The organism is Candidatus Rickettsia tasmaniensis, assembly GCF_036857515.1.
Classification (GTDB): Bacteria; Pseudomonadota; Alphaproteobacteria; order Rickettsiales; family Rickettsiaceae; genus Rickettsia; species Rickettsia rickettsii.
Genome location: NZ_JAQCNX010000014.1, coordinates 1 through 21,008, shown reverse-complemented (window position 1 = coordinate 21,008; position 21,008 = coordinate 1). Strand labels below are relative to the sequence as shown.

Below are 21,008 nucleotides of genomic sequence, written 5' to 3'. Positions count from 1 at the left end.
TCTAAATTAGATAAATTCTTTTGAACTTTTTCTATATTGGAATTTAAATATTCTATTTCGGGTCCTTATATATTCTATTATATTTTTTAATGTGGTATTAATTTCTACAAAAGATTCTTTAATCTCTTTATTAAATTTATCATCATTATTACTTATCTTACTACAATTAGTAGAAATTTTTTGAAGTTTATCTAATATATCATTAATTCTCTCATCTTGTTGAGAAGTCGATACCATACTTGCTAAAAATTCACTTCTTCCTAAATTTCTATTAACATTACTTCAATATAGAGGTATGGTAGAGGCTTTAGTATAATCTTGTGGAAATTTATCGATCTCTTCTTTAAACCTCTTTAAGAACTTTATTGTATCATCGAATATAGGATGAGTATTCCAGGAAAGAGCAGGAGGAGCCATTATTGCTTCCTGCATTGGATGAGTTATTGCCTCAACTTGTTTCGGGTATGTATCTTTAGATAGCTTTTCATTTTGTAGCTCAGATATATAATAAATCTACTGCTTCTTTTAATTTATCTGAAACGGCACTATTTTGGGCAGGAGGCAGCATTCCGGTGTCATCCCACTCTAAATCAGTATCAGTAGTTAGCATTCCAGTATCATCCCCGCTCTAAAGCGATATTATCGCTTCTACGCTCCTCACGAGGATCAGTTAGCTTATAGTAATTTTTATTTACTGATATACTTTTGCTGAGTATATTTTTAGAAGCTTCTATAAGTTCTTTTTCCCCTGTCTCTTCTTTATTTTTTAACTTCTCAAATAAATTTTGTAAACCATCTGAAAAATCCCCGGCATTATCAAGGTATAAAAATTTACTTCTTATAATCTCCTGTGCTTTTTGATTGGAAGCTTGTTGCACTTTTTGTTTCTCTTGCATTACTCCTAGAATGATATTTTTATCTAATGAATTAATCACATCATAAAAATTTTTCATTTCATCTAATTTTTCTCTGGGCTCTTTTGTTTTTTGTAATCTCTCTTTTAATTCTTGAAATTTATCCCATTCATGTTGTTCAAGAAAAAATCCCTCTATTTTTGTATTTTTAGTATTAGGGCTTTCTCCGCTACTCAGGATTTTATTTCTAGCTGCCTGTAATCTAGATGGTTGATGAGAATTGATATTATTAATCAAACCTAAAATTTCTTTTGATGTCTTATTAAATTCTTCATTATTAGTTGGATTTTTGATTGTTTCTTGAACTGCTTCCCTTAACTTGATTATTTCTTCTTTAAGGCTAGGCTCTACTTTTTGTTGACCGTGTGTTATAGCTTGTTCGTTTTTTTGTGAGGTAAGTACTTTTTTATCTTGCTGTATATTTAAGCTCTTTTTCCCTATTTTCTGAACAACTTCTTCCATCAATTGCAATAGATTAATATTGCCCTTTATTTCTAGTTCTTTCTCATTAGTGATCGGTAATGAATTACTTAGTCTTAATAATGCTGAAAAATCTGAAGGGGATATTAGGATATCAAGTTGAGCCTTTGTTTTTCTACCTTTTCCGTCTTCCTTAAAGCCTTCAACTTTACCAATACTAATAGGTAGATTTTTTAAATAAATTTCTTTACTAGCATCCTGTATATTTTTATCATTTGCTACTTTGAAGTTAGCTTGTTGCTGAGAAACATACGGTTCCGGCGTTCTAGGGTCTATTTTGTTTATTAGAGCTTCTATAAAATTAGTTGTACGTGTTATAGCTAGTTTATCTGTTTCTAAAATATTATTTAAATTAGTATTTTTTATTAAATAAAGATTTCTTATTAGCCGGTCTAATTCATTCTTATGTTTCATAATTTCCCTCTATTCGTAAAAATAAACCAAAATGTAATACCATTTATGTTCAATTAACAATACTAATAATTAGTATTAATTCAATATTTTAAATCTTGTTGCATTTGTGCTTCAATAATATGATTTTATCATTTATTTTATCGTCTCAATGAGTTTTTTCACTCCCTCGACTGATTTATCAAATAGTGCTTTTTCCTCTGCGGTTAACTGTAGTTCTATTACTTTTAGAACACCTTCTTTACCGATCATAACAGGCACTCCGACATATAAATCATGTACGCCGTACTCACCTTGTAAATGAGCGGCACAAGTTAGAATCTGACGTTTATCTTTTAAATATGACTCAAGCATTTCTATTGCTGAGGCTGCGGGAGCATAATAAGCAGAACCTGTTTTAAGTAATGCAACAATCTCACCGCCGCCGTTTCTAGTACGATCGATTATTTTTGCAATATTTTCATTACTTGATAAGCCCATTTTTATCAAGTCAGGTATCGGTACGCCTGATATTGTAGAATATCTTGCAAGAGGTACCATAGCATCGCCGTGACCGCCGAGAACCGTGCTATTAACATTGCTAACCGATACTTTAAACTCTTCAGCAAGAAAAAGATTAAATCTTGATGAGTCAAGTACTCCTGCCATACCGATTACTTTATTGTGAGGCAATCCGCTTTCTTTAAGCATGACATATACCATAACATCAAGTGGATTGGTAATTACTATTACAAAGGCATCAGGAGCGTATTTTTTAACATTTGCTGCAACCGTTTTCATAATACCGGTGTTAATGCTAATTAAATTGTCTCTACTCATCCCTGGTTTTCTTGGTAAACCGGCAGTAATAATTATGGCATCAGATCCTTCAATATCTTTATAGTCGTTTGTGCCTTTTATTTTGATATCAGACCCGGCTATTGTACCGGCTTGCATGAGATCCAATGCTTTTCCTTGCGGTACTCCTTCAGTCACATCAAATAACACGATATCGCCGAGTTCTCTAAGGCTAATTAAGTGAGCAAGCGTACCACCTATGTTACCGCTACCTATTAATGAGATTTTTGGATTTTGTTTCATTACTCCCTCTACAAATATTAAATATGCCTATTACTATATTACAAATAGATTCAAGAAAAAAGAATTTTTAAATTATATTGTTAATTGGTTAATTCATAAAAATTAACCACTCACATTGACTTTATTAAAATAGATTAATATAACGCCGAGTCGAAAATACCATGAAACATGGAATTTTAATAAAATAACTAAAAAAAATAATTATGCCTAAACTTTCTAAGTTAATAAATATTTTTAAATCTTGTATAGGAAAGGGGAGTAATGCAAAAGAATGTAAAACCGCTTCAGAAATGTTTCATGATTTACGCATTAGTATTAACAATAGTCTTAATAGTAAAACAGTAAAGATGTTAGTTTTGATACGGTAGATAGCCCAGAAAACAAAAGTACCCTACATTATGTAACTGACTTAGCAGACCTTAAAGAGTTACTGCAAAAAGGTATTGATCTTAATATACAAGATGAGAATGGTGATACTGCTTTAGAGGTTACAGGTAATTTTAAAAAAGCCAAAATGTTACTTGAATATGGTGCTATGGTGAATGACTATAAACAGATGGGTGAAGTATTCATTACTGTGGTCGTAACTCAGTAGAAAACAAAATTATTCTTTCACTATTAATGCATAACAATGCTAATACTAATTTTACAAAAGCAAATTTAGTAAGACAATGTAAAGAACCGCATGAAGAGGCAGAGCGGTTAATAAAACAAATTGAAAAAATAGAGGGCTTAATATATCAAAGTAAAGAAGTAGAGACGTTAAGAGTATATGTTGACAGATTACAGAGCTTAAAAAATAAATATGAAAAAGCAAAGGATAGTAGCCAAGCTGTTTTAAAAATAATATTAGATTATATTAAAAATCAATAGAGTGATGGTTTAAAAGCTCAACTTGTTATTACTTGTCAAAATCTAGGGTTAATCGAAGATTATTCGGAAGTAGCTCAAGAAAATGCAGTATATAAGTGCTTGGATGAGGCTTTTGATTTGCTTGATCCAAGGATTAATAGGAGAGGATGTTCAAAATACAATAGTTTGATTCATAGCATCAAGCAATTTTTGAAAAGCACTGGTCATTCCTGCTCAGCATTGTATGCATGGATCGTTTTATGTCATTCCGCGTAGGCGGAAATCTAGTAAAACCTATAAAAAATTTGTTTTTTTAGGTTTATTTTTTTAATAAATAACTTCTCTATATCGATGTTTGAAGTTATTGTGCTAGATCCACGCTTTCGGGTCTTGTTGCGTGGATCAGTTTTCCCGATGTCATCCCCGCGACTTGATCACAGGATCCAGTTAAAAATACTAAAATTATTAGTATTTTTTATTGTTTTTATGGATCCCGTGGTCAAGCCACGGGATGACACAGGGGATTTTACCAGTCCACGTAACAATGCTGAGCTAGGAATGACATCGTACGCCTTTCCTGAGTCATGCAACAACGCCTACGTAGCTCATGAAGATTAGGTATCAACGCAAGCAAGCCTTCGCAGGAATGGATATCCTTATCAAGGTTGTATCATCTTATTATAATATTTCGATAAAACTTTCACGCCATATAGCCATAATAGACATACGATAATAAAACTAAACATCAATAAACCGGCTATGTCGTTATGTACGGCGTTCGGGAAAATACTAAAGGATATGAATTGAATAATAGTACCTATTGATTTACCGATTTTAGTACCCATAACATCAACTGCAGCTTTACCTTTGGTCTTCATTTCACTATCGAGCGGAATATATACCATTTCTTTAGTAGCATCAAAAAGTGAATATTTTACGGATTTAGAAAGTACATGCCAAAGTCCGCCGATAAAAACTATAACGACAAGCGGTGCACTATAGCCGAGAGTATTTACGATATTTCCTAGGTGATTTTCAAAAACCGTGAATGAAAAGAACATAACACCTGCTCCAAACATCATAATCGGTGTTATAATAGCGCCACAAAACCAGCCGCATATTCTAATTAAACTACTGCCTAAAAACGCACTAACTAACGTGAGTACTCCCGTCCAAAAAAACACTTTACCGTGATAGGCTATAAAATCCTTTGTAGCGGGATAGAGTTGCTTTACTTTGGACATCCATAATCCTTCTATTAGGCTAATACTCATAGAATAAGACATTACAAGAAGACAAATAAAACCGAGATATCTAGAAGTTAATATTACTTTTGCACTTTCAACCAAGCTTAATTTTAATATATCCATTCTTTGGTTTTTAAATTTAATATTTTTGTCAGCTTCTACGACTGATTTATCAATAAGTTTATGAAGAGCTAGACAAATTAATCCGGATATTAAAATAACCGTAATAAATGATTTTAAAAGAATTTCATTTGTATCGTTTAGATGAGAAAATAAAGGTAATAAGACATGCTCACTCTTAGCAAAATAAATAATTACGGTTCCTGAGATGAGTAAATTAGTTTGTCCGAATAAAGTAAAAAATGAGTAAAATCTTGGTGCTTCTTCGACTTTAGTAATTTTATTTGCAAGCTGCCAATATAAAAGAGTAAAGACTATAACCGGCCATAACTCTCCCATAATATAAAATAATACCAAACTCCACTGTCCCCAAATTATTAAAAACCATTTTAAGTGAGGAAGAACAGTGATATAGTGCTTAATTAATTCGGGATCGGGATGAAAAAACTCTCTGTACGGAAATAAAATAAAACCAAAAATTGCGAAAAAAAATAAAAAAGTACCGGTAATTATCCTAAAAACTTGCTCTGTTGTTATAACATTACAGAGTTTAGAATAAAAAATAACAAATAAAATTCCCATCGGCATTTCGCCCCAAAGTTTGATAAAACTCAATACTTCCGAGCTAATTAAGGTGACAACAAAACTATCTTTAATACTACGAACTAAGTTTTGATTAAGTAGAATAAAAAACATTAGTAAAGCCATCGGGATGAACTTGGTTAATTCATACGATCTAATCGGCCATACTATATGCCTAAATTTACTGTTTCTGGCTTTATTCCAAATTGTGAAATTAGAATCCACGCTATTCATTGATTTACTGAGCTTATTTTTTTAGTACCGGATAGTTTTTAAAAATGTTATATTTTTGTAAGGCTTAGAGCTTTATAGGTCATTCCCGCATATGCAGAAATGATCTCAAATGCTTTTCAGAAACTGTCCGGCTATATTATTTTTTATGCACCCTAGACTATAATAAAAACTATGTCAAGATTTTTTAAAATAGTCTCATATATTGTTGTTAATTACATTTGTTATACTCAATCGCTGCTTTAATAAACTGAATAAATAACGGGTGAGCTTCAAAAGGTTTAGATTTAAATTCCGGATGAAATTGTACTCCTACGAACCAACGCAGTAGCGGTAGTTCAATGATTTCTACAATCTCTTCATCTTTTGAAAAACCGCTAAATACTATTCCGTGTTTTTCAAAAATATTTTGAAATTCATTATTAAATTTATATCTATGACGATGTCTCTCATTTATTTCAAGGCTTTTATAAGCATTAGCTGCAATGGTACTTGCGACCAAACTACAAGGATAAGAGCCGAGCCTCATAGTCTTTTTTACATTTTCAATTGTTATTTTTGAGTCTTCACAGTTTTTATTTATTTTCTCAATAATTTTTGTACCGTCTACTTTAAATTCTTCCGTTACTGCATCTTTAATACCGATTAAATTCTGAGCTATTTCGATCATCGCAAGTTGCATACCGAAACATATTCCAAAAAAAGGTATGTTATTAGTACGGGCATATTTTATTGCTATAATTTTTCCTTTAGTTGCCCGTTCTCCAAATCCGCCTGGCACTAAAATCCCATCTATATCTAATAATTTTTTATTAATATTCTCTTCAGTTAGATTTTCAGCATTTACCCATACTAAATCAATTTTGTATTTGTAATAAATACCTGCATGATCAAGTGCCTCGATTACTGATTTATAAGCATCTTTTAATTTATGATATTTAGCTATTATAGCGATTCTTACTTTTGAATTAGAATCTTTTAGCCTATTAATTATATCATGCCATTTATCTAATTTAGACGGCATGACATTAATATTAAAAAATTTTAATACTTTATTGTCAAGACCTGAATTATGATATGCAATCGGTACTAAATATATATTTTTTTGATCTATTGCCGGAACAACATACTCAGATTCTATATTACACAATAAAGCTATTTTATCTATTTCGCCTTTTGAAATGTTACGTTCTGCACGACACACTAGTATATTAGGTGAAATACCTATAGCGCGTAATGCTTTAACTGAGTGTTGGGTAGGTTTTATTTTTAATTCACGGGCGGTTTTAACATAAGGTAATAATGTTAAATGAATAAATAAACAATTTTCGCTTTTTAATTTGTTACCAATTTGCCTTATAGCTTCAAAAAACGGTAGACCTTCAATATCACCGACTGTACCGCCTATTTCACAAATAATAAAATCAAAACCCTTGGTGTTTGAAAGTATAAAATCTTTTATTATATTTGTAACATGCGGGATGACTTGAACAGTAACGCCGGCGTAATTTCCTAAACGTTCATCTTTAAGTAATTTTGAGTATATCGCACCTGTTGTGATGCTATCAAATTTGCATGCGGAAACTCCGGTAAAACGTTCATAATGTCCAAGATCTAGATCGGTTTCTGCTCCGTCATCGGTTACATATACCTCACCATGTTCGTGAGGATTCATAGTTCCCGGGTCAATGTTAAGATAAGGGTCTAGTTTTCGTACACTTACTCTAAAACCTTTCGCTTGCAATAGCATGGCAAGAGATGCTGCCGTTAGACCTTTACCGAGTGATGAAATAACGCCGCCGGTAACAAAAATGAAATGTACCATTATTATAAACCTAGTTTACTAATATTTTCGTAAAATTTTACTGCTTTTTTTAAGTCTTCCTCCGTATCTACGGAAATAGGAACATTCTCAACTAAATATGTACCTATAGTCATGCCGTTTTCAAGGACACGTAATTGTTCTAAACGTTCTGTTTTTTCTAAAAAAGTTGGCTTAAGAGATACAAATTTTTCTAAAGCGTTTTTGCGAAAACCATACATGCCTACATGATATAAAAATTCTTCTGCACCGTTTGGAATAAGACTACGCGAAAAATACAATGCTGTCCCCGCCGAGTCAACGGCTACGGTAACATTACTACTAGCTTCCACTGATTTCCTATCTACTTTTACTATCGGTGTAACAATATCGTATTCGCTGTTTTTTAAATATTCTATAATTTTCAAAATAGAGCTAGGTTCAATGAAAGGCATATCTCCCTGTACATTAACTATGTAATTAATGTTTTGATTATTTGGAATTAATTTAAAAGCTTCATAAGTACGATCAGTACCGGTTGGGATAGCACTATCCGTGAATATTACTTTTCCTCCGACTTTTGTAATAATGCTTGCTATCTCTTCCGAGTCGGTCGCAACATATGTATGCTCAAGGCCCGCTTGATTTACTTGTTTGAATACCCGCTCGATTAAAGTTATAGAGCCGATAAGCTGCAGCGGTTTTTGTTTAAGCCTAGTTGAACTTAGCCTTGAGGGGATAATTATAGCCACGTCCTGATGCTGCATAAACTTCCTACATTTAAATTAAAAAATAATTGTTGACAGATTAGCCTTTTTCGGCGATAAAGTAAAACATAATTTTTGAATATATGCAATATATTTAAGAGCTCGTAGCTCAGTCGGTAGAGCATTTGACTTTTAATCAAAGGGTCCCGGGTTCGAATCCCGGCGAGCTCACCATACTTCTACACTGTGGGTTTGTAGCTCAGCTGGTTAGAGCACACGCCTGATAAGCGTGAGGTCGGAAGTTCAAGTCTTCTCAAACCCACCATTCAATCCGTTACAACAATAAAATCTGTATTATCATAATTATAAATCAAGGTGATCATTTATTAAAATTGCTAAGTTAGGATGATATTGTCAAGCTAAGGTTTAGATTATGCAAAAATACAAATTTACTGAAAAAGAACAAGAAATACTAGATTATTTTGAACAAGATGAGCTTTTAGAGTTACTAAAAAAGAACTAGAGAGCCAAAAAAATATAGCTAAAATTGCCGCAGCTAATTTTTTTAAAAAATCGGAAAGAATTAATATTAGATTGCCGTTATACGATTTAAATCATATAAAAAGAATTGCAGCACAAGAAAGAATGTTTTATCAAACTCTTATTGCTAGTGTTTTACACAAATACGCGTCCGGATATTTAAAATTAGATAAACTTAGTTAATCAATACTTTTTTTATATAAATAACATTTTTTCTCAATGAGTCTTTTTAGAGGTAGCAAAAGGTTAGAGAGTAAATTATCAAGAGCAAACCACTACCAGCTTTCTACTTTATGAGGCTCAAGATTCTGTAATTCATGCTCATTTAAACAATGAGCTTTAAGGAAAATCAAGACGTAATGCTTTTGTTCTTTTTCAAAAATATCGTTAGTCACCGCTATCAATTGTGGGTTTTCAATGATCAGATTTGTTTCTTCTAAAACTTCACGGATAGCACATTCTTCAAATGTTTCTCCAAATTCTAAATGTCCACCGACAGGAGCATAACTAGACTCACCATGGGAACTAATACGTTTACCTAATAAAATTTCATTCCTATTATTTAAGATTAAAATACCGATACCGATGCGTAGGTGGTTAGTCATATCTAACTATTAACTCTGGATTGACTTATTAATATCGTATGTTAGCTTCTAAAGCAAATAAAAAAATATTGCTTATTTAAATACCGTGGGCTATTTGTATATATTTAATATTTACCTGTAGTTATGAATTCTACCAATCAATTACAAAATAATAGCTTAACTAATTCTTGGCTTAAGCTTGGTATTTTGTCCTTGGGATTTGCGGGTTTATATTCAATTATTTTGGTGGTACTACGTACCCCGCAATTATCAAGCTTTTTCCCAAATCCGCATATTTTCAAATCTGCTTTAATTATTCATGTTAATTTATCGGTATTGATTTGGTTATTGTCCGTTACGGCTAGTGTTTGGGGGGGTAAAACGTCATTGCGAGGAGAGGCAAAGCCTCGACGCGGCAATCTCATGAAACAATACAAAATTCCTGAGATTGCCACGCTCTCTACGTTCGCTCGCAATGACGTGTTTCGCCTTTACCCCAAACTTGCTTTTCTAGCTACTCTTCTAATCGCCATCTCCCCAATAGCCGGGCATAATCCGGTGATGAATAATTATATACCGATGCTTGAAAATATCGTATTTATTTTGGGGTTAAGCTTATTTGGTGTTACGTTGCTATTGTACGCTATAAATATTTTATATTTCTTCGATTGGACGAACTTAAATAGTCTAGTTAATTTTACCGTATTATCGACTATTATAATGTTTATTTTAAGTTTTGTTTGTTTTGGATGGTCTTATAATGGCTTGCAAAACATCATTCAAATTATTCCAATCGAGATAGAATTTTATTATGAATTACTTTTTTGGAGCGGAGGTCATTTACTGCAATTTATATATACTCAAATATTAATATTTATTTGGGTTAGTTTATTTAGAGAGTTAATAGCTAGAGAATTGAAATTTCAAACATTCTATCTTTTCTTACTTTATTTAAATTTTATTTTCGGAGTTCTTACACTTTTCGGTCATATATTTTATGATATTATCGATGGAGCCTTCAAAGTATTCTATACAAATCATATGAAATATCTAGGCGGTATTGCTCCTGTTTTATGTTTAATAGGTATGGGGGTTGAGTTGGTGTGGGTATTTGTCATCCTGCGGCTTGACCACGAGATCCAAACAAAATATCAGAATAATGTTATAGATCTCACGGTCAAGCCGCAGGATGACACGGTTACAATAAATGACAGAGTAATCAAAACCATCCTACTTTGCTCTATTACTTTATTCTTACTTGGCGGGTTTATAGCAATGAATATCACAGGTATAAATGTAGCAATTCCTGCTCATTATCACGGGTCTATAGTAGGGATTAGCATTGCTTGTATGGGGTGTAGTTATTTGGGTATTGGGAGGTATCAACATCATTGTGAACGACTAAAAAGAGCATGGCAATCTCATGAGGTAATACAAAAACTCCCTAGATTGCCGCGTCGGCACTTCGTGCCTTCTCGCAATGACAATATTATTAATTTTACATTTTACCTCCTAACATTCGGGCAGATTCTGCACATACTAGGTCTAGCATTCGCCGGTGGTTACGGTGTTATGCGGAAAGACCCAAATAGTGTAATGCCGATGTCAGCTAAGCTGTTAATGGGCATGATGGGCGGAGGAGGGTTTATTGCTATAGTAGGCGGCTTGATGTTTGTATATTTTTGTGTTAAAGTAATGTTTTTTAAAAGTATAAAACTAGCACATGAGTAAACCAACTAGAGAAGAAGCTAAAGAGGCAGTAAGAACGTTACTAAAATTCATTGGTGAAGATCCAAGCAGAGAAGGGCTGCTTAAAACGCCTGATAGAGTAATTAATAGCTACGCAGAAATATTTTCCGGTTATGGGAAGGATGTAGCAGGAATATTAAATACCAAGTTTTATGAAACTTGTAATTTTCAAGATTTTATCTTACTGAATATAAAATTTACCTCTTTCTGTGAACATCATATATTACCTTTTAACGGTACAGTAGATATAGCTTATGTTCCTGATAATTGTATTGTCGGCATAAGTAAGCTAGCACGAATAGTAAATATTTTTGCTAGAAGACTACAAATTCAAGAAAAAATGACGGTACAGATAGCAGAAAGCGTGCAGGAGAATTTAAAGCCGCTTGGCGTTGCCGTTAAGATTTCTGCCGTACATAGCTGTATGTCAATGCGTGGCGTAATGCAAGATAATAGCGTTATGAATACCATGCATTATACGGGTATATTTGTCGAACAGCAGAAATATCGTCATGAGTTTTTAAACCTTACTGCTAAAAGGTGATACGTTGTTAATGTCATTTCTGCGGAAGCGGGAATCCAGTAATTTTGTCATACCGTGACTTGATCGCGGTATCCAGAAAAAAATTTAAAAAAACTGGATCCCGTGGTCAAGCCATGGGATGACAAAATTACTGATTATAAATATAGCAAGAAAGTAAATAAAATATGTTATTATCAAAATATTTTTTACCTGTGTTAAAGGAAGAGCCAAGTGAAGCTCAAGTAACTTCGCATAAATTAATGCTTAGAAGCGGAATGATTAGGCAGCAAGCAGCAGGGATTTATACTTGGCTTCCGCTTGGCTTAAAAGTATTGAAGAATATCAAGAATATAGTACGCTTAAATATGAATAAAGCGGGAGCTTTGGAAGTTCTAATGCCTTGCATTCAGCCGGCACATTTATGGATGGAATCGGGACGTTTTGATAATTACGGTAAAGAAATGCTGAAATTTCAAGATCGCCACGATAATACTTTACTATTCGGTCCTACTAACGAAGATATGATTACGGATATTTTTCGTCATAATATTAAGTCACATAAGGATTTGCCGAAAAATCTTTATCATATCCAATGGAAATTTCGTGATGAGATTAGACCTCGTTTTGGTGTTATGAGAGGACGAGAGTTTTTAATGAAAGATGCTTATTCTTTTGATATAAATGAAGAAAATGCCGTTAAAACCTATAATCAAATGTATAAGGCTTATATCAATGCTTTCAGGGATTTAGGCGTGTTTGCTATCCCTGTTATTGCCGATAACGGTCCGATCGGTGGCAATTTAAGCCATGAGTTTCATATAATCGCTGAAACTGGTGAAAGTACTATTTATTACGATAAAAAATTTAAGACATTAAAAGAGAATCCTGATATCGATGTAGAGGAAATTAAAAGTTGGTACGCGGCAGCTGAAGAAAAACATGAAGTAAATAAATTACCTATATCTGAACAAGAAATAACCAGCAGTAAAGGAATAGAAGTCGGGCATATTTTTTATATAGGCTCAAAATATTCGGTTAATATGAATGCACTTATTAATGATGAGCATGGTAAACTAACTCCTATAGAAATGAGTTCTTATGGCATAGGTATTTCAAGGTTAGTTGCGGCTATCATAGAAGCAAATTGCGATGAAAAAGGTATCATATGGCCTTCTAGCGTTGCTCCTTTCAAAGTTTCTCTAATTAATTTAAATATTCATGATAGTAAATGCGTAGAGCTTGCGGAAATGGCTTATAAAGAGCTATCAGATAAAAATATAGAAGTGTTATATGACGATACCGAAGCACGTCCAGGCAGTAAATTTGCAACGCATGATCTTATAGGTTCACCTCATCAAATTATAATTGGTCCTAAAAAAGCCGCAAATAATATTGTTGAATTAAAAGATCGTAAAAGTGGTGTTATAGAAGATATTGAGGTAGGTAGTATAATGAGTGTATTGTAAAATAAAGAGATATACGTCATTACGAGGAAATTGCATAGCAATTGATGAGGCAATCTCAGGAGTTTGTTATTATTTCATGAGATTGCCACGCGCAGTCTATGGCTGTTCGCAATGACGATTTTGGAGTCATGCAATAAGGCTAATACCCTATGGGAATGATATAGCAAAAATATTCTTCGTAGACAATGATAGTATCATATGATACTATCATATAATGAATAGTAAACCGTCTTTTCAAATAACTAATAAAATCTTGGAGTTATCACAAGATATTTCTTATGAGCTTGGTATTTTAGCCGATAGCAAGTTTTACTCTCAACCTATAAAACTTAGAAAAAATAATCAAATTAAAACCATCCATTCTTCTTTAGCAATTGAAGGAAATAGTTTAAGCGTAGAGCAGATAACCGATATAATAAACGGCAAGCGTGTACTCGCACCTGAAAAAGATATTGTAGAAGTAAAAAATGCTATAAAACTATACAATAATCTGACTATATTTAATCCCTTCAAAATTGAATCATTATTAAAAGCACATGAGATATTAATGCAAGGATTAGTAGAAGATAACGGAAAGTGGCGTAAAGGTAATGCCGCTATATTTAAAGGCACAGAGATTATACATTTTGCCCCTACGGCAAGGCGTGTATCTTTATTAATGCAGGATTTATTTGAGTTTATAGCACAAGATAAGCAAATTTCTGGAATAGTTAAAGCTTGTATATTTCATTATGAGTTTGAATTCATCCATCCTTTTTCAGACGGTAACGGACGAATCGGTAGATTATGGCAACAATTATTACTAATGCAAGCTAATAAAATTTTTGAGTATATTTCCATTGAAAGTTTAATAAGGAATAATCAAAGTGAATATTATAGTGTTTTAAGTAAGTGTGATAAGCTTGGTGAATCGACCTTATTTATCGAGTTTATGCTTGATAAAATAGTTGTAGCATTAAGATTATATAGTAATAATATTACATATGAGGCAAATACGCCTTCATCTAGAATGGAATTTGCTAAGGTTAATTTAATAGATCAATGGTTTTCTAGAAAAGAGTATATTACTGTACATAAAAATATTTCTACGGCAACGGCTAGTAGAGATTTGTTATATGGTTTAGAGCATAAACTTTTAATAAGTAAAGGGGATAAGAATCAAACTTATTATAAGTTTGTGTAGTTTTTAATGTCATTCCCGTTTTCGTGTATGAGTGTTAACTTAAGAGAAGAAAAAACCTCTGATGCCATTCCCGCGAAAGCGGGAATCCAGTACTTTAAAGCTTTTTAAAAGCTCGATTTATCTTGCTTTACCCCTAGATTTCTGCTTTCGCAGGAATAACATCATATTACTGATTCAAAAAGAGATTAACATGAAAAATTTTATAAAATATTTGTTTTTTACCGGTCTATATATAGTAGTGACGATAATAGTTGCTTATATGGTTTTGGCTCAAACTATTCCTAATGATGGGCAGTGTCATATGATGGATAGACCGCTTGTTATTCATTACATCTTAGCAGCAATTATTACCGCTTTACCGACACTAATTTTAATATATAGTAAAAAGAAAAAGTAAATATATGATCGGTAAATTAAGCGGTAAAGTTGATTCCCAAGGCGATGATTACGTTATAATGGACGTAAACGGGGTAGGGTACTTAGTCTATGCTTCAGGTAAAACTTTAGGTAAACTTGCTGAAGGGGAGTTTTATAAACTATTTATCGAAACCCATGTTAGAGAGGAACATATTCATCTTTACGGTTTTTTGACTCTAGAAGAGAAGAATTTTTTTAATTTGCTACAATCAGTAAATGGTATAGGTACAAGAATGGCTTTATCTATCTTATCAAGCCTTACGTCTTCGGATATTCAAATTGCTGTAAATAATGAAGATAAAAATATGTTTAAAGCAATATCCGGAGTAGGGGCTAAACTTGCTGAACGTATAGTGCTAGAGCTGAAAGGTAAAGTAGCGAAAATATCAAGCGGTTCAGCTATTATTAAAGAAAGCTTAAATATTAAAAATATCACACCCGTTGCAAGTAATGAAGTAATAAAAGCTCTAGTAAATCTAGGATTTTCTAGATTTGAAGCTCAAAACGCTGTTCAAGGCATCATTACCCAAAATCCTGAAATCTCTATTGATGAATTAATCAAAACAGCCCTGAAAAATCGAAATTCTAATTTTTAGTTGATAAATTGGCAGTTATTTTATATTAATTTTAATTACTAAAATTAATAGGTAAAATATATGTCCAAGTTAATAGAATATTTAGGAAAAATACAGGCTGAAGAAATATTAAAAGAGCTAGAGAAAGACCCTGCTACTTTAAGTATTACCGAGGTTAATTTTGTACCACAATCACCGGTATTTGTAGCTGTTGGATACTCTAAAATCCCTGAAGATGCTTTTAAATGGGTTATTTAATGCTTTACAAGGAGATGCTACTATAAAGTACTTAAGCACTGATAGTTTTTCGTGGAGTTTAAAATCAATAAAGTTATTTGCTGAATTTTTTAAAGATCCGCTATGCCGAGTTACCGACATTAGTTTTATAAATGCTTTGAATAATCTTAATAAGATAGATGTTCTTTTAGATACCTTAAGAGTAAACAGAACTATAGAAAATATTAAACTAGCTCATAATTATTTAAGAGATAAGGGATTAGATAGATTAATAAATAATTTATTTAAGAAATCTATAAAAACTTTAGAAGTGCAAAATACAAATATAAGATTAGACAATGGAATAATAAATAATTTTATTAAATTTCTTAAAGAATCTAATATTGAAGCTCTTGATATTTCATCAAATCCTATAACACAAGAAAATTTAATAAAATTACTCGAAGATATAAACGAAACAAAAATAAGCGATTTAGATATAAGTGGGATATTTTTTGATAATAATAATGTTCCTGCCTGATCCTCATTTGTTAAAAATACTAAACTTGCCGGATTGAATTTTTCATTAAGTACAGAAGTAAGCGAGGAATCAAAGAAAGCCTTATCGGATGCTATAAAAGAGAATAAAAGCTTAATTGGATGTAATATTTTAGGTTATAAGATAGGAATGAAATCTCAAGATAGACAAGAATTGGACGCACAAATTACAGAAATAACTGATGAAAATAACCTTACTCTAAAAGATGTAGCGGAAGTTTTGAAAAATTATTATGAAAATCCTAATATAATATTATCAAATGAGATATTTGGTCATTATTTCAAGTTATATAAAGGATTAAATAAAAATTACCTTAAAGAAGAATTACAAAACTTAGGCGTCACTGATACAGAAAAATTTTTTGAAACCGTAGATAAACTTAGAGAAGGGGTAACTAGTTTCTGTGAAGAGGGCTAATATAAAAGTCTAAAATAATTTATAGCATAAAACTATTTTTTAGCTATTATTAGTCATAATATTCGATTTAAAATAATGACTAATATATTATCACCTGAAAAAAGTGAAAATGATCAAGAATTGCCGATAAGGCCGTCATATTTGCAAGAATTTGTCGGTCAACAGCAGATTAAAGAAAATCTTTCGGTATTTATTAAGGCTGCAAAATCTCGAAATGAGCATCTTGATCATACTTTATTTTACGGTCCGCCCGGGCTTGGTAAAACTACGCTTGCTAAAATTATCTCTAACGAAATCGGCGGTAATTTTAAATCCACCTCCGGTCCTGCTATACTTAAGGTAGCTGATCTTGCTGCTATTCTTACCAATCTTGAAAAGAACGATGTATTATTTATTGATGAAATCCACCGCTTAAATACTGCGGTTGAAGAGGTTTTATATCCTGCTATGGAAGATTTTGAGCTTGATATAATTATCGGTGAAGGATCTGCCGCAAGGTCAGTGAAAATAACCTTGCCGAAATTTACCTTAATCGGTGCTACCACACGCCTCGGGCTGCTTAGTAATCCTTTGCGTGATAGGTTCGGTATTCCTATGCGGCTAAATTTTTATAATACTGAGGAATTGAAGAAAGTTCTAAATAGAGCAAGTAAACTACTTGATATTGATTTGACTGATTCGGGTTCTGAAGAAATAGCTAAAAGAAGTAGAGGAACGCCAAGAATTGCATTAAGATTGCTTCGTCGTATAAGAGATTTTGCAGCAGTTGACGGTAAATCAAGAGTAGATAAGGAAATCTCTGATTTTGGGTTAAATCGTTTGGAAGTTGATCGTATAGGACTTGATAGCAATGATTATCGTTATCTAAAATTCATAGCGGATAATTATAACGGCGGTCCTGTCGGAATTGAAACGATTGCAGCTGCCTTGTCTGAACAACGTGACGCACTTGAAGAAACCATAGAGCCTTATCTTATACAGATAGGTTTACTACAAAGAACTCCTAGAGGTAGGGTAATCACGATTGCCGCTTTTGAGCATTTGAAAATGTCTGTACCAAATCAATCACATCATCAATTTAATATTTTTAACGAGAATGAATAACAATAATTTAAATGATAACTACACAGCCGTAGATGTTATAAAAAGGCTGATAAAAGATCATGTTAAACCTTACGCAAATAAAATATATTTTTCGATATTTTGTATGGTTATTGCAGCACTTTGTACGGCAGTGATCGTACATGCGGCTAGACCTATTATTGATAAGGTTTTTTTAACGCATGATAAGAAAATGCTTATAATAATGCCTATAGTGCTTACTGTAACTTTTGTTATAAAAGGAATTTCAGAGTATTATCAGAATTATCTAATAAAATTTGTTGGGCAGAGGGTACTAAACGATTTACAGATAAAAATGTATGAGCATTTGTTATTTGCCGATATTTCTTTTATTCAAAACCAATCTTCAGGACGTTTAATATCTCGTTTTACTAATGATATTTCTTTGATGCGTGGAGCTGTTTCTAACTTATTTGTCGGATGTGCTAAACATTTCCTAACTGTAGTATGTTTAATAGCAACAATGTTTCATTTAGAACCGCTATTATCTTGCGTAGTTTTTCTTGTTTTTCCTTTAGCTGTTTATCCGGTGCAAAGGATGGGTAGAAAGATAAGAAGAATATTTGCACAGTCACAAGAAGAGCTTGGGCATTATACCTCTCGGCTTGATGAAACATTTCAGTCAATTAAGATTATTAAATCTTTTGTAGGCGAAAAAATAGAAAGTAATAGAGCATCGTTGATTATTAATAATATTTTAGAGTTCTACAAAAAAACATCTAAGTTAGATGCGATGGTTTCACCGATTATGGAGGGTTTAAGCGGTCTTGCAGTTGGAGGGATGGTATGGTATGGAGGTAATCTAGTCCTGGAGGGGAAAAGTACGCCAGGGGCTCTTTTTGCTTTTTTGGCTTCTTTTGCAGCGGCTTATAGACCGTTTAAAAGTTTGGTATCGTTAAATATTAATTTGCAAGAAGGAATAGCAGCAGCTAAGAGGGTATTTAGTATTTTGGATACCGAGCCTCTTATTAAAGATCATGAAGATGCTAAAGACGTAGATTTATATAATCCACAAATTACTTTTGAAAAACTAGCTTTAAGGTTTGAGAGTAAAATAGCTATAAAATATATAGATTTAAGGCTAGAGTCTCATAAAATTATTGCGTTTGTCGGGCGTTCAGGTAGTGCTAAGACTTCGCTTAGTAATTTATTAGTGCGTTTTTATGATCCAAATGAAGGAAGAATTTTAATTAATAATCATGATATTAAAGATATTAAGCTTACTTCACTTAGAGGTCAGATTTCCTTAGTTACTCAAGATACTCATTTATTTGATACAAGCGTTGCAGAAAATATAGCATACGGTCAGGAAAACGCTACAAGAGAAGAAATAATTAGAGCAGCAAAATATGCCGATGCTCATGAGTTTATTATGCATCTGCCGAACGGTTATGACACGCAGATAGGGGGGCAGGGGACAACTCTTTCAGGCGGTCAGCGTCAGCGTTTATCTATTGCTAGAGCTTTCTTAAAAGATGCTCCTATTTTAATTTGGGATGAAGCAACAAGCAGCTTAGACCAAGCTTCCGAACAGAAAATTCTAGAATCGTTAAAGAAATTACGCCAAGGAAAAACCACTTTAATTATTACGCATCGTTTAAGCAGTATTACCGATCTTGATAATATTATCGTCATGAAAAACGGTGAGATTTGTGAACAAGGAACTCATACACAATTGCTTAAAAATAAAGATGAATATTATAGGTTGTATAATAAGGAGTTAAGAGAAAATGGTTGATTTATAAAGTAAATAGCTTATATTTCTTAATTTTATTAATTATTATTGCAACACTAATATTTTCGTTATTGCGAGGAAATTATGTAAGTAATTGACTAAGCAATCTCAGGATGCTTGACAAGATTGTCACGTTGGGACTATGCCCTTCCTCGCAATGACGATTTAATGAAATATCACAATGCGCATTACCAAGATTTTTAAAGACTATCGATTATTTGAAATATTTATTTTAGGAATAGTTAGCGGTATGCCGCTGGTTATAATTTTTTCTACTCTTGCGGTATGGTTAAAAGAATCCGGTATAGATATCGCCGTTATTACTACTTTTGCGGTTGCAAGGTTATCATATTCGTTAAAAGTATTTTGGTCGCCTCTAGTCGACAATTTTAAAATACCTTTTTTAAGTAGGTGGGGACATCGCAAAAGCTGGCTTATATTATGTAGCTCTTTAATGGCTTTAGTACTAATTGCTATGAGCAAGGAAAATCCTGAAGTTTCTTTAACTTCTTTCTATTTTTTGACTATATTATTAGGCTTTTTATCTAGCACGTTTGATATTGCCGTTGATGCGTTGCGTATAGATAAGTTTGATCAAGAAACACAAAGCATAGCTAGTGCAACCGCCGTATTCGGTTATCGAATCGGTATGCTTATTACAGGGGCAGGTGCTTTATACCTTGCAGAAATAACTGGAAATAATTGGCAACTAACTTTCTGTGTTATAGCTATAATATTTGGCATTGCAACGATATTTATAATAACCGTAAACGAAAAAGAATTAGTAAGAGAAAAAATTAATATTATTTCTATTACTTCATGGATTTCTACAGTAATTAATCCTTTCAAGGATTTTTTCAAAAGAGAATTTGCCGCAACTATTTTACTTGCGGTAATATTTTTAAAATTAGGTGATGCTATGCTTGGAGCGGTTGCCTCACCTTTTTATATAGAGCTTGGTTATACAAAAGGCGAAATAGCAATAATAGCGAAACTTTATGGATTGATTGCAACCTTAGTCGGCGGTTTTGTCGGTGGTATTGTAATGTATAGGGTGGGGAATTTTAAAGGTTTGATTATTACCAGTATTGCCCAAAGCTTAACGCATTTTGCATTTATTTGGCTTAATCATCAGCCTCCTTCTTTTGAAGCTTTATTAATTGCTATTACTATAGAGAATTTTGCTGCCGCTATGGGTGCTACTGCTTTAGTCGGATATATAGGTAATTTATGTAATAAAAAATATTCCGCAACACAATATGCTTTACTTAGTAGTGCTAGTAGTTTATGTAACAATACTGTCACTATTTATGTTGGAAAACTCGTAAATATGATGGGTTGGGACGGTTTTTTCCTCTTTACTATAATTTTAGCCTTGCCTGCTTTGTTTATATTAATGTATCTTAATAAAAAGGTTAATGTGTAGTAAGTATTATTTTCATCGTCATTGCGAGCGATTGTAGGAAGCGTGACAATCTAGGAAAATAATAAAAAAAT

General features: G+C 32.7%; 22 protein-coding genes, 2 tRNA genes and 1 pseudogene. 17 read left to right on the top strand and 8 right to left on the bottom strand.

Annotated features, from left to right (window positions below; all coding sequences use genetic code 11):
• Positions 1 to 23: 23 nt before the first annotated feature.
• The 4 genes and pseudogenes from O6R16_RS03285 to mdh all read right to left on the bottom strand — a co-directional run.
• Positions 24 to 237, bottom strand: a pseudogene (locus tag O6R16_RS03285) (hypothetical protein); the annotation flags it as partial.
• 45 nt (positions 238 to 282) lie between these two features.
• Complete coding sequence (locus tag O6R16_RS03280) at positions 283 to 432, bottom strand: hypothetical protein (protein WP_499680000.1); 150 nt, start codon at positions 430 to 432, stop codon at positions 283 to 285.
• A 185-nt stretch (positions 433 to 617) separates the two neighbouring features.
• Positions 618 to 1,808 carry a hypothetical protein gene (locus O6R16_RS03275; RefSeq protein WP_499679999.1) on the bottom strand — a complete coding sequence of 397 codons (1,191 nt, stop codon included), beginning with the start codon at positions 1,806 to 1,808 and terminating at the stop codon, positions 618 to 620.
• Positions 1,809 to 1,940: 132 nt separating this feature from the next.
• Positions 1,941 to 2,885: a malate dehydrogenase gene (mdh, locus tag O6R16_RS03270; protein ID WP_499679998.1), complete on the bottom strand. Its 945-nt coding sequence runs from the start codon at positions 2,883 to 2,885 to the stop codon at positions 1,941 to 1,943.
• A gap of 203 nt (positions 2,886 to 3,088) precedes the next feature.
• Between mdh and O6R16_RS03265 the strand changes: the two genes are divergently transcribed.
• Together O6R16_RS03265 and O6R16_RS03260 are read left to right on the top strand one after the other, a co-directional pair.
• Positions 3,089 to 3,253 carry an ankryin gene (locus O6R16_RS03265; RefSeq protein WP_499679997.1) on the top strand — a complete coding sequence of 55 codons (165 nt, stop codon included), beginning with the start codon at positions 3,089 to 3,091 and terminating at the stop codon, positions 3,251 to 3,253.
• Between the two features lie 253 nt (positions 3,254 to 3,506).
• The gene (locus tag O6R16_RS03260; RefSeq protein ID WP_499679996.1) at positions 3,507 to 3,758 is read left to right on the top strand and encodes an ankyrin; all 252 of its coding nucleotides are present in this window, start codon (positions 3,507 to 3,509) and stop codon (positions 3,756 to 3,758) included.
• Between the two features lie 638 nt (positions 3,759 to 4,396).
• Here O6R16_RS03260 and tlc2 read toward each other — a convergent pair.
• From tlc2 to O6R16_RS03245, 3 genes are all read right to left on the bottom strand, one after another.
• The gene (tlc2, locus tag O6R16_RS03255) at positions 4,397 to 5,920 is read right to left on the bottom strand and encodes a nucleotide exchange transporter Tlc2 (RefSeq protein WP_499679995.1); all 1,524 of its coding nucleotides are present in this window, start codon (positions 5,918 to 5,920) and stop codon (positions 4,397 to 4,399) included.
• Positions 5,921 to 6,128: 208 nt separating this feature from the next.
• Complete coding sequence (gene pyrG / locus O6R16_RS03250) at positions 6,129 to 7,742, bottom strand: CTP synthase (RefSeq protein ID WP_499679994.1); 1,614 nt, start codon at positions 7,740 to 7,742, stop codon at positions 6,129 to 6,131.
• Between the two features lie 2 nt (positions 7,743 to 7,744).
• The gene (locus O6R16_RS03245; RefSeq protein ID WP_499679993.1) at positions 7,745 to 8,485 is read right to left on the bottom strand and encodes a 3-deoxy-manno-octulosonate cytidylyltransferase; all 741 of its coding nucleotides are present in this window, start codon (positions 8,483 to 8,485) and stop codon (positions 7,745 to 7,747) included.
• 98 nt (positions 8,486 to 8,583) lie between these two features.
• On the opposite strand from O6R16_RS03245, the gene O6R16_RS03240 reads away from it, so the two are divergent.
• The 3 genes from O6R16_RS03240 (at position 8,584) to O6R16_RS03230 (ending at position 9,148) form a co-directional block, all read left to right on the top strand.
• A tRNA-Lys gene (locus O6R16_RS03240) sits at positions 8,584 to 8,659 on the top strand.
• Between the two features lie 14 nt (positions 8,660 to 8,673).
• Positions 8,674 to 8,750: transfer RNA gene (locus O6R16_RS03235), tRNA-Ile, on the top strand.
• Between the two features lie 269 nt (positions 8,751 to 9,019).
• Complete coding sequence (locus O6R16_RS03230) at positions 9,020 to 9,148, top strand: hypothetical protein (protein ID WP_499679992.1); 129 nt, start codon at positions 9,020 to 9,022, stop codon at positions 9,146 to 9,148.
• A gap of 92 nt (positions 9,149 to 9,240) precedes the next feature.
• Here the strand turns inward: O6R16_RS03230 and O6R16_RS03225 are convergent, their stop codons facing one another.
• On the bottom strand, positions 9,241 to 9,570 hold the full coding sequence (locus O6R16_RS03225; protein ID WP_499679991.1) for a nucleotide triphosphate diphosphatase NUDT15: 330 nt from the start codon (positions 9,568 to 9,570) through the stop codon (positions 9,241 to 9,243).
• 123 nt (positions 9,571 to 9,693) lie between these two features.
• Between O6R16_RS03225 and O6R16_RS03220 the strand changes: the two genes are divergently transcribed.
• The 12 genes from O6R16_RS03220 to O6R16_RS03165 all read left to right on the top strand — a co-directional run bounded on the left by O6R16_RS03220 (position 9,694) and on the right by O6R16_RS03165 (position 20,937).
• Complete coding sequence (locus O6R16_RS03220; RefSeq protein WP_499679990.1) at positions 9,694 to 11,280, top strand: hypothetical protein; 1,587 nt, start codon at positions 9,694 to 9,696, stop codon at positions 11,278 to 11,280.
• Complete coding sequence (gene folE, locus O6R16_RS03215; RefSeq protein ID WP_499679989.1) at positions 11,273 to 11,842, top strand: GTP cyclohydrolase I FolE; 570 nt, start codon at positions 11,273 to 11,275, stop codon at positions 11,840 to 11,842. The genes O6R16_RS03220 and folE overlap by 8 nt, the downstream gene beginning before the upstream one ends.
• A gap of 164 nt (positions 11,843 to 12,006) precedes the next feature.
• A complete protein-coding gene (gene proS / locus O6R16_RS03210; protein WP_499679988.1) occupies positions 12,007 to 13,287 on the top strand; it encodes a proline--tRNA ligase in 1,281 nt (426 codons plus the stop codon).
• Positions 13,288 to 13,501: 214 nt separating this feature from the next.
• Positions 13,502 to 14,470, top strand: coding sequence for a Fic family protein (locus tag O6R16_RS03205; protein ID WP_499679987.1), 969 nt, complete (start codon positions 13,502 to 13,504; stop codon positions 14,468 to 14,470).
• A 190-nt stretch (positions 14,471 to 14,660) separates the two neighbouring features.
• On the top strand, positions 14,661 to 14,867 hold the full coding sequence (locus tag O6R16_RS03200) for a hypothetical protein (RefSeq protein ID WP_014408529.1): 207 nt from the start codon (positions 14,661 to 14,663) through the stop codon (positions 14,865 to 14,867).
• 4 nt (positions 14,868 to 14,871) lie between these two features.
• Entirely contained in the window at positions 14,872 to 15,483 is a 612-nt protein-coding gene (gene ruvA, locus O6R16_RS03195; RefSeq protein WP_499679986.1) for a Holliday junction branch migration protein RuvA, read from the top strand.
• 60 nt (positions 15,484 to 15,543) lie between these two features.
• A complete protein-coding gene (locus tag O6R16_RS03190; protein WP_499679985.1) occupies positions 15,544 to 15,720 on the top strand; it encodes a hypothetical protein in 177 nt (58 codons plus the stop codon).
• Positions 15,698 to 16,219: a hypothetical protein gene (locus tag O6R16_RS03185; protein WP_499679984.1), complete on the top strand. Its 522-nt coding sequence runs from the start codon at positions 15,698 to 15,700 to the stop codon at positions 16,217 to 16,219. Before O6R16_RS03190 ends, O6R16_RS03185 begins: the two co-directional genes overlap by 23 nt.
• 147 nt (positions 16,220 to 16,366) lie before the next feature.
• Positions 16,367 to 16,654 carry a hypothetical protein gene (locus tag O6R16_RS03180; protein WP_499680080.1) on the top strand — a complete coding sequence of 96 codons (288 nt, stop codon included), beginning with the start codon at positions 16,367 to 16,369 and terminating at the stop codon, positions 16,652 to 16,654.
• 75 nt (positions 16,655 to 16,729) lie between these two features.
• Positions 16,730 to 17,758, top strand: a complete 1,029-nt coding sequence (ruvB, locus tag O6R16_RS03175; protein WP_499679983.1) for a Holliday junction branch migration DNA helicase RuvB — start codon at positions 16,730 to 16,732, stop codon at positions 17,756 to 17,758.
• Positions 17,751 to 19,514 carry an ABC transporter ATP-binding protein gene (locus O6R16_RS03170; protein WP_499679982.1) on the top strand — a complete coding sequence of 588 codons (1,764 nt, stop codon included), beginning with the start codon at positions 17,751 to 17,753 and terminating at the stop codon, positions 19,512 to 19,514. Before ruvB ends, O6R16_RS03170 begins: the two co-directional genes overlap by 8 nt.
• 178 nt (positions 19,515 to 19,692) lie before the next feature.
• Positions 19,693 to 20,937, top strand: coding sequence for an AmpG family muropeptide MFS transporter (locus O6R16_RS03165; RefSeq protein WP_499679981.1), 1,245 nt, complete (start codon positions 19,693 to 19,695; stop codon positions 20,935 to 20,937).
• Positions 20,938 to 21,008: the final 71 nt, after the last annotated feature.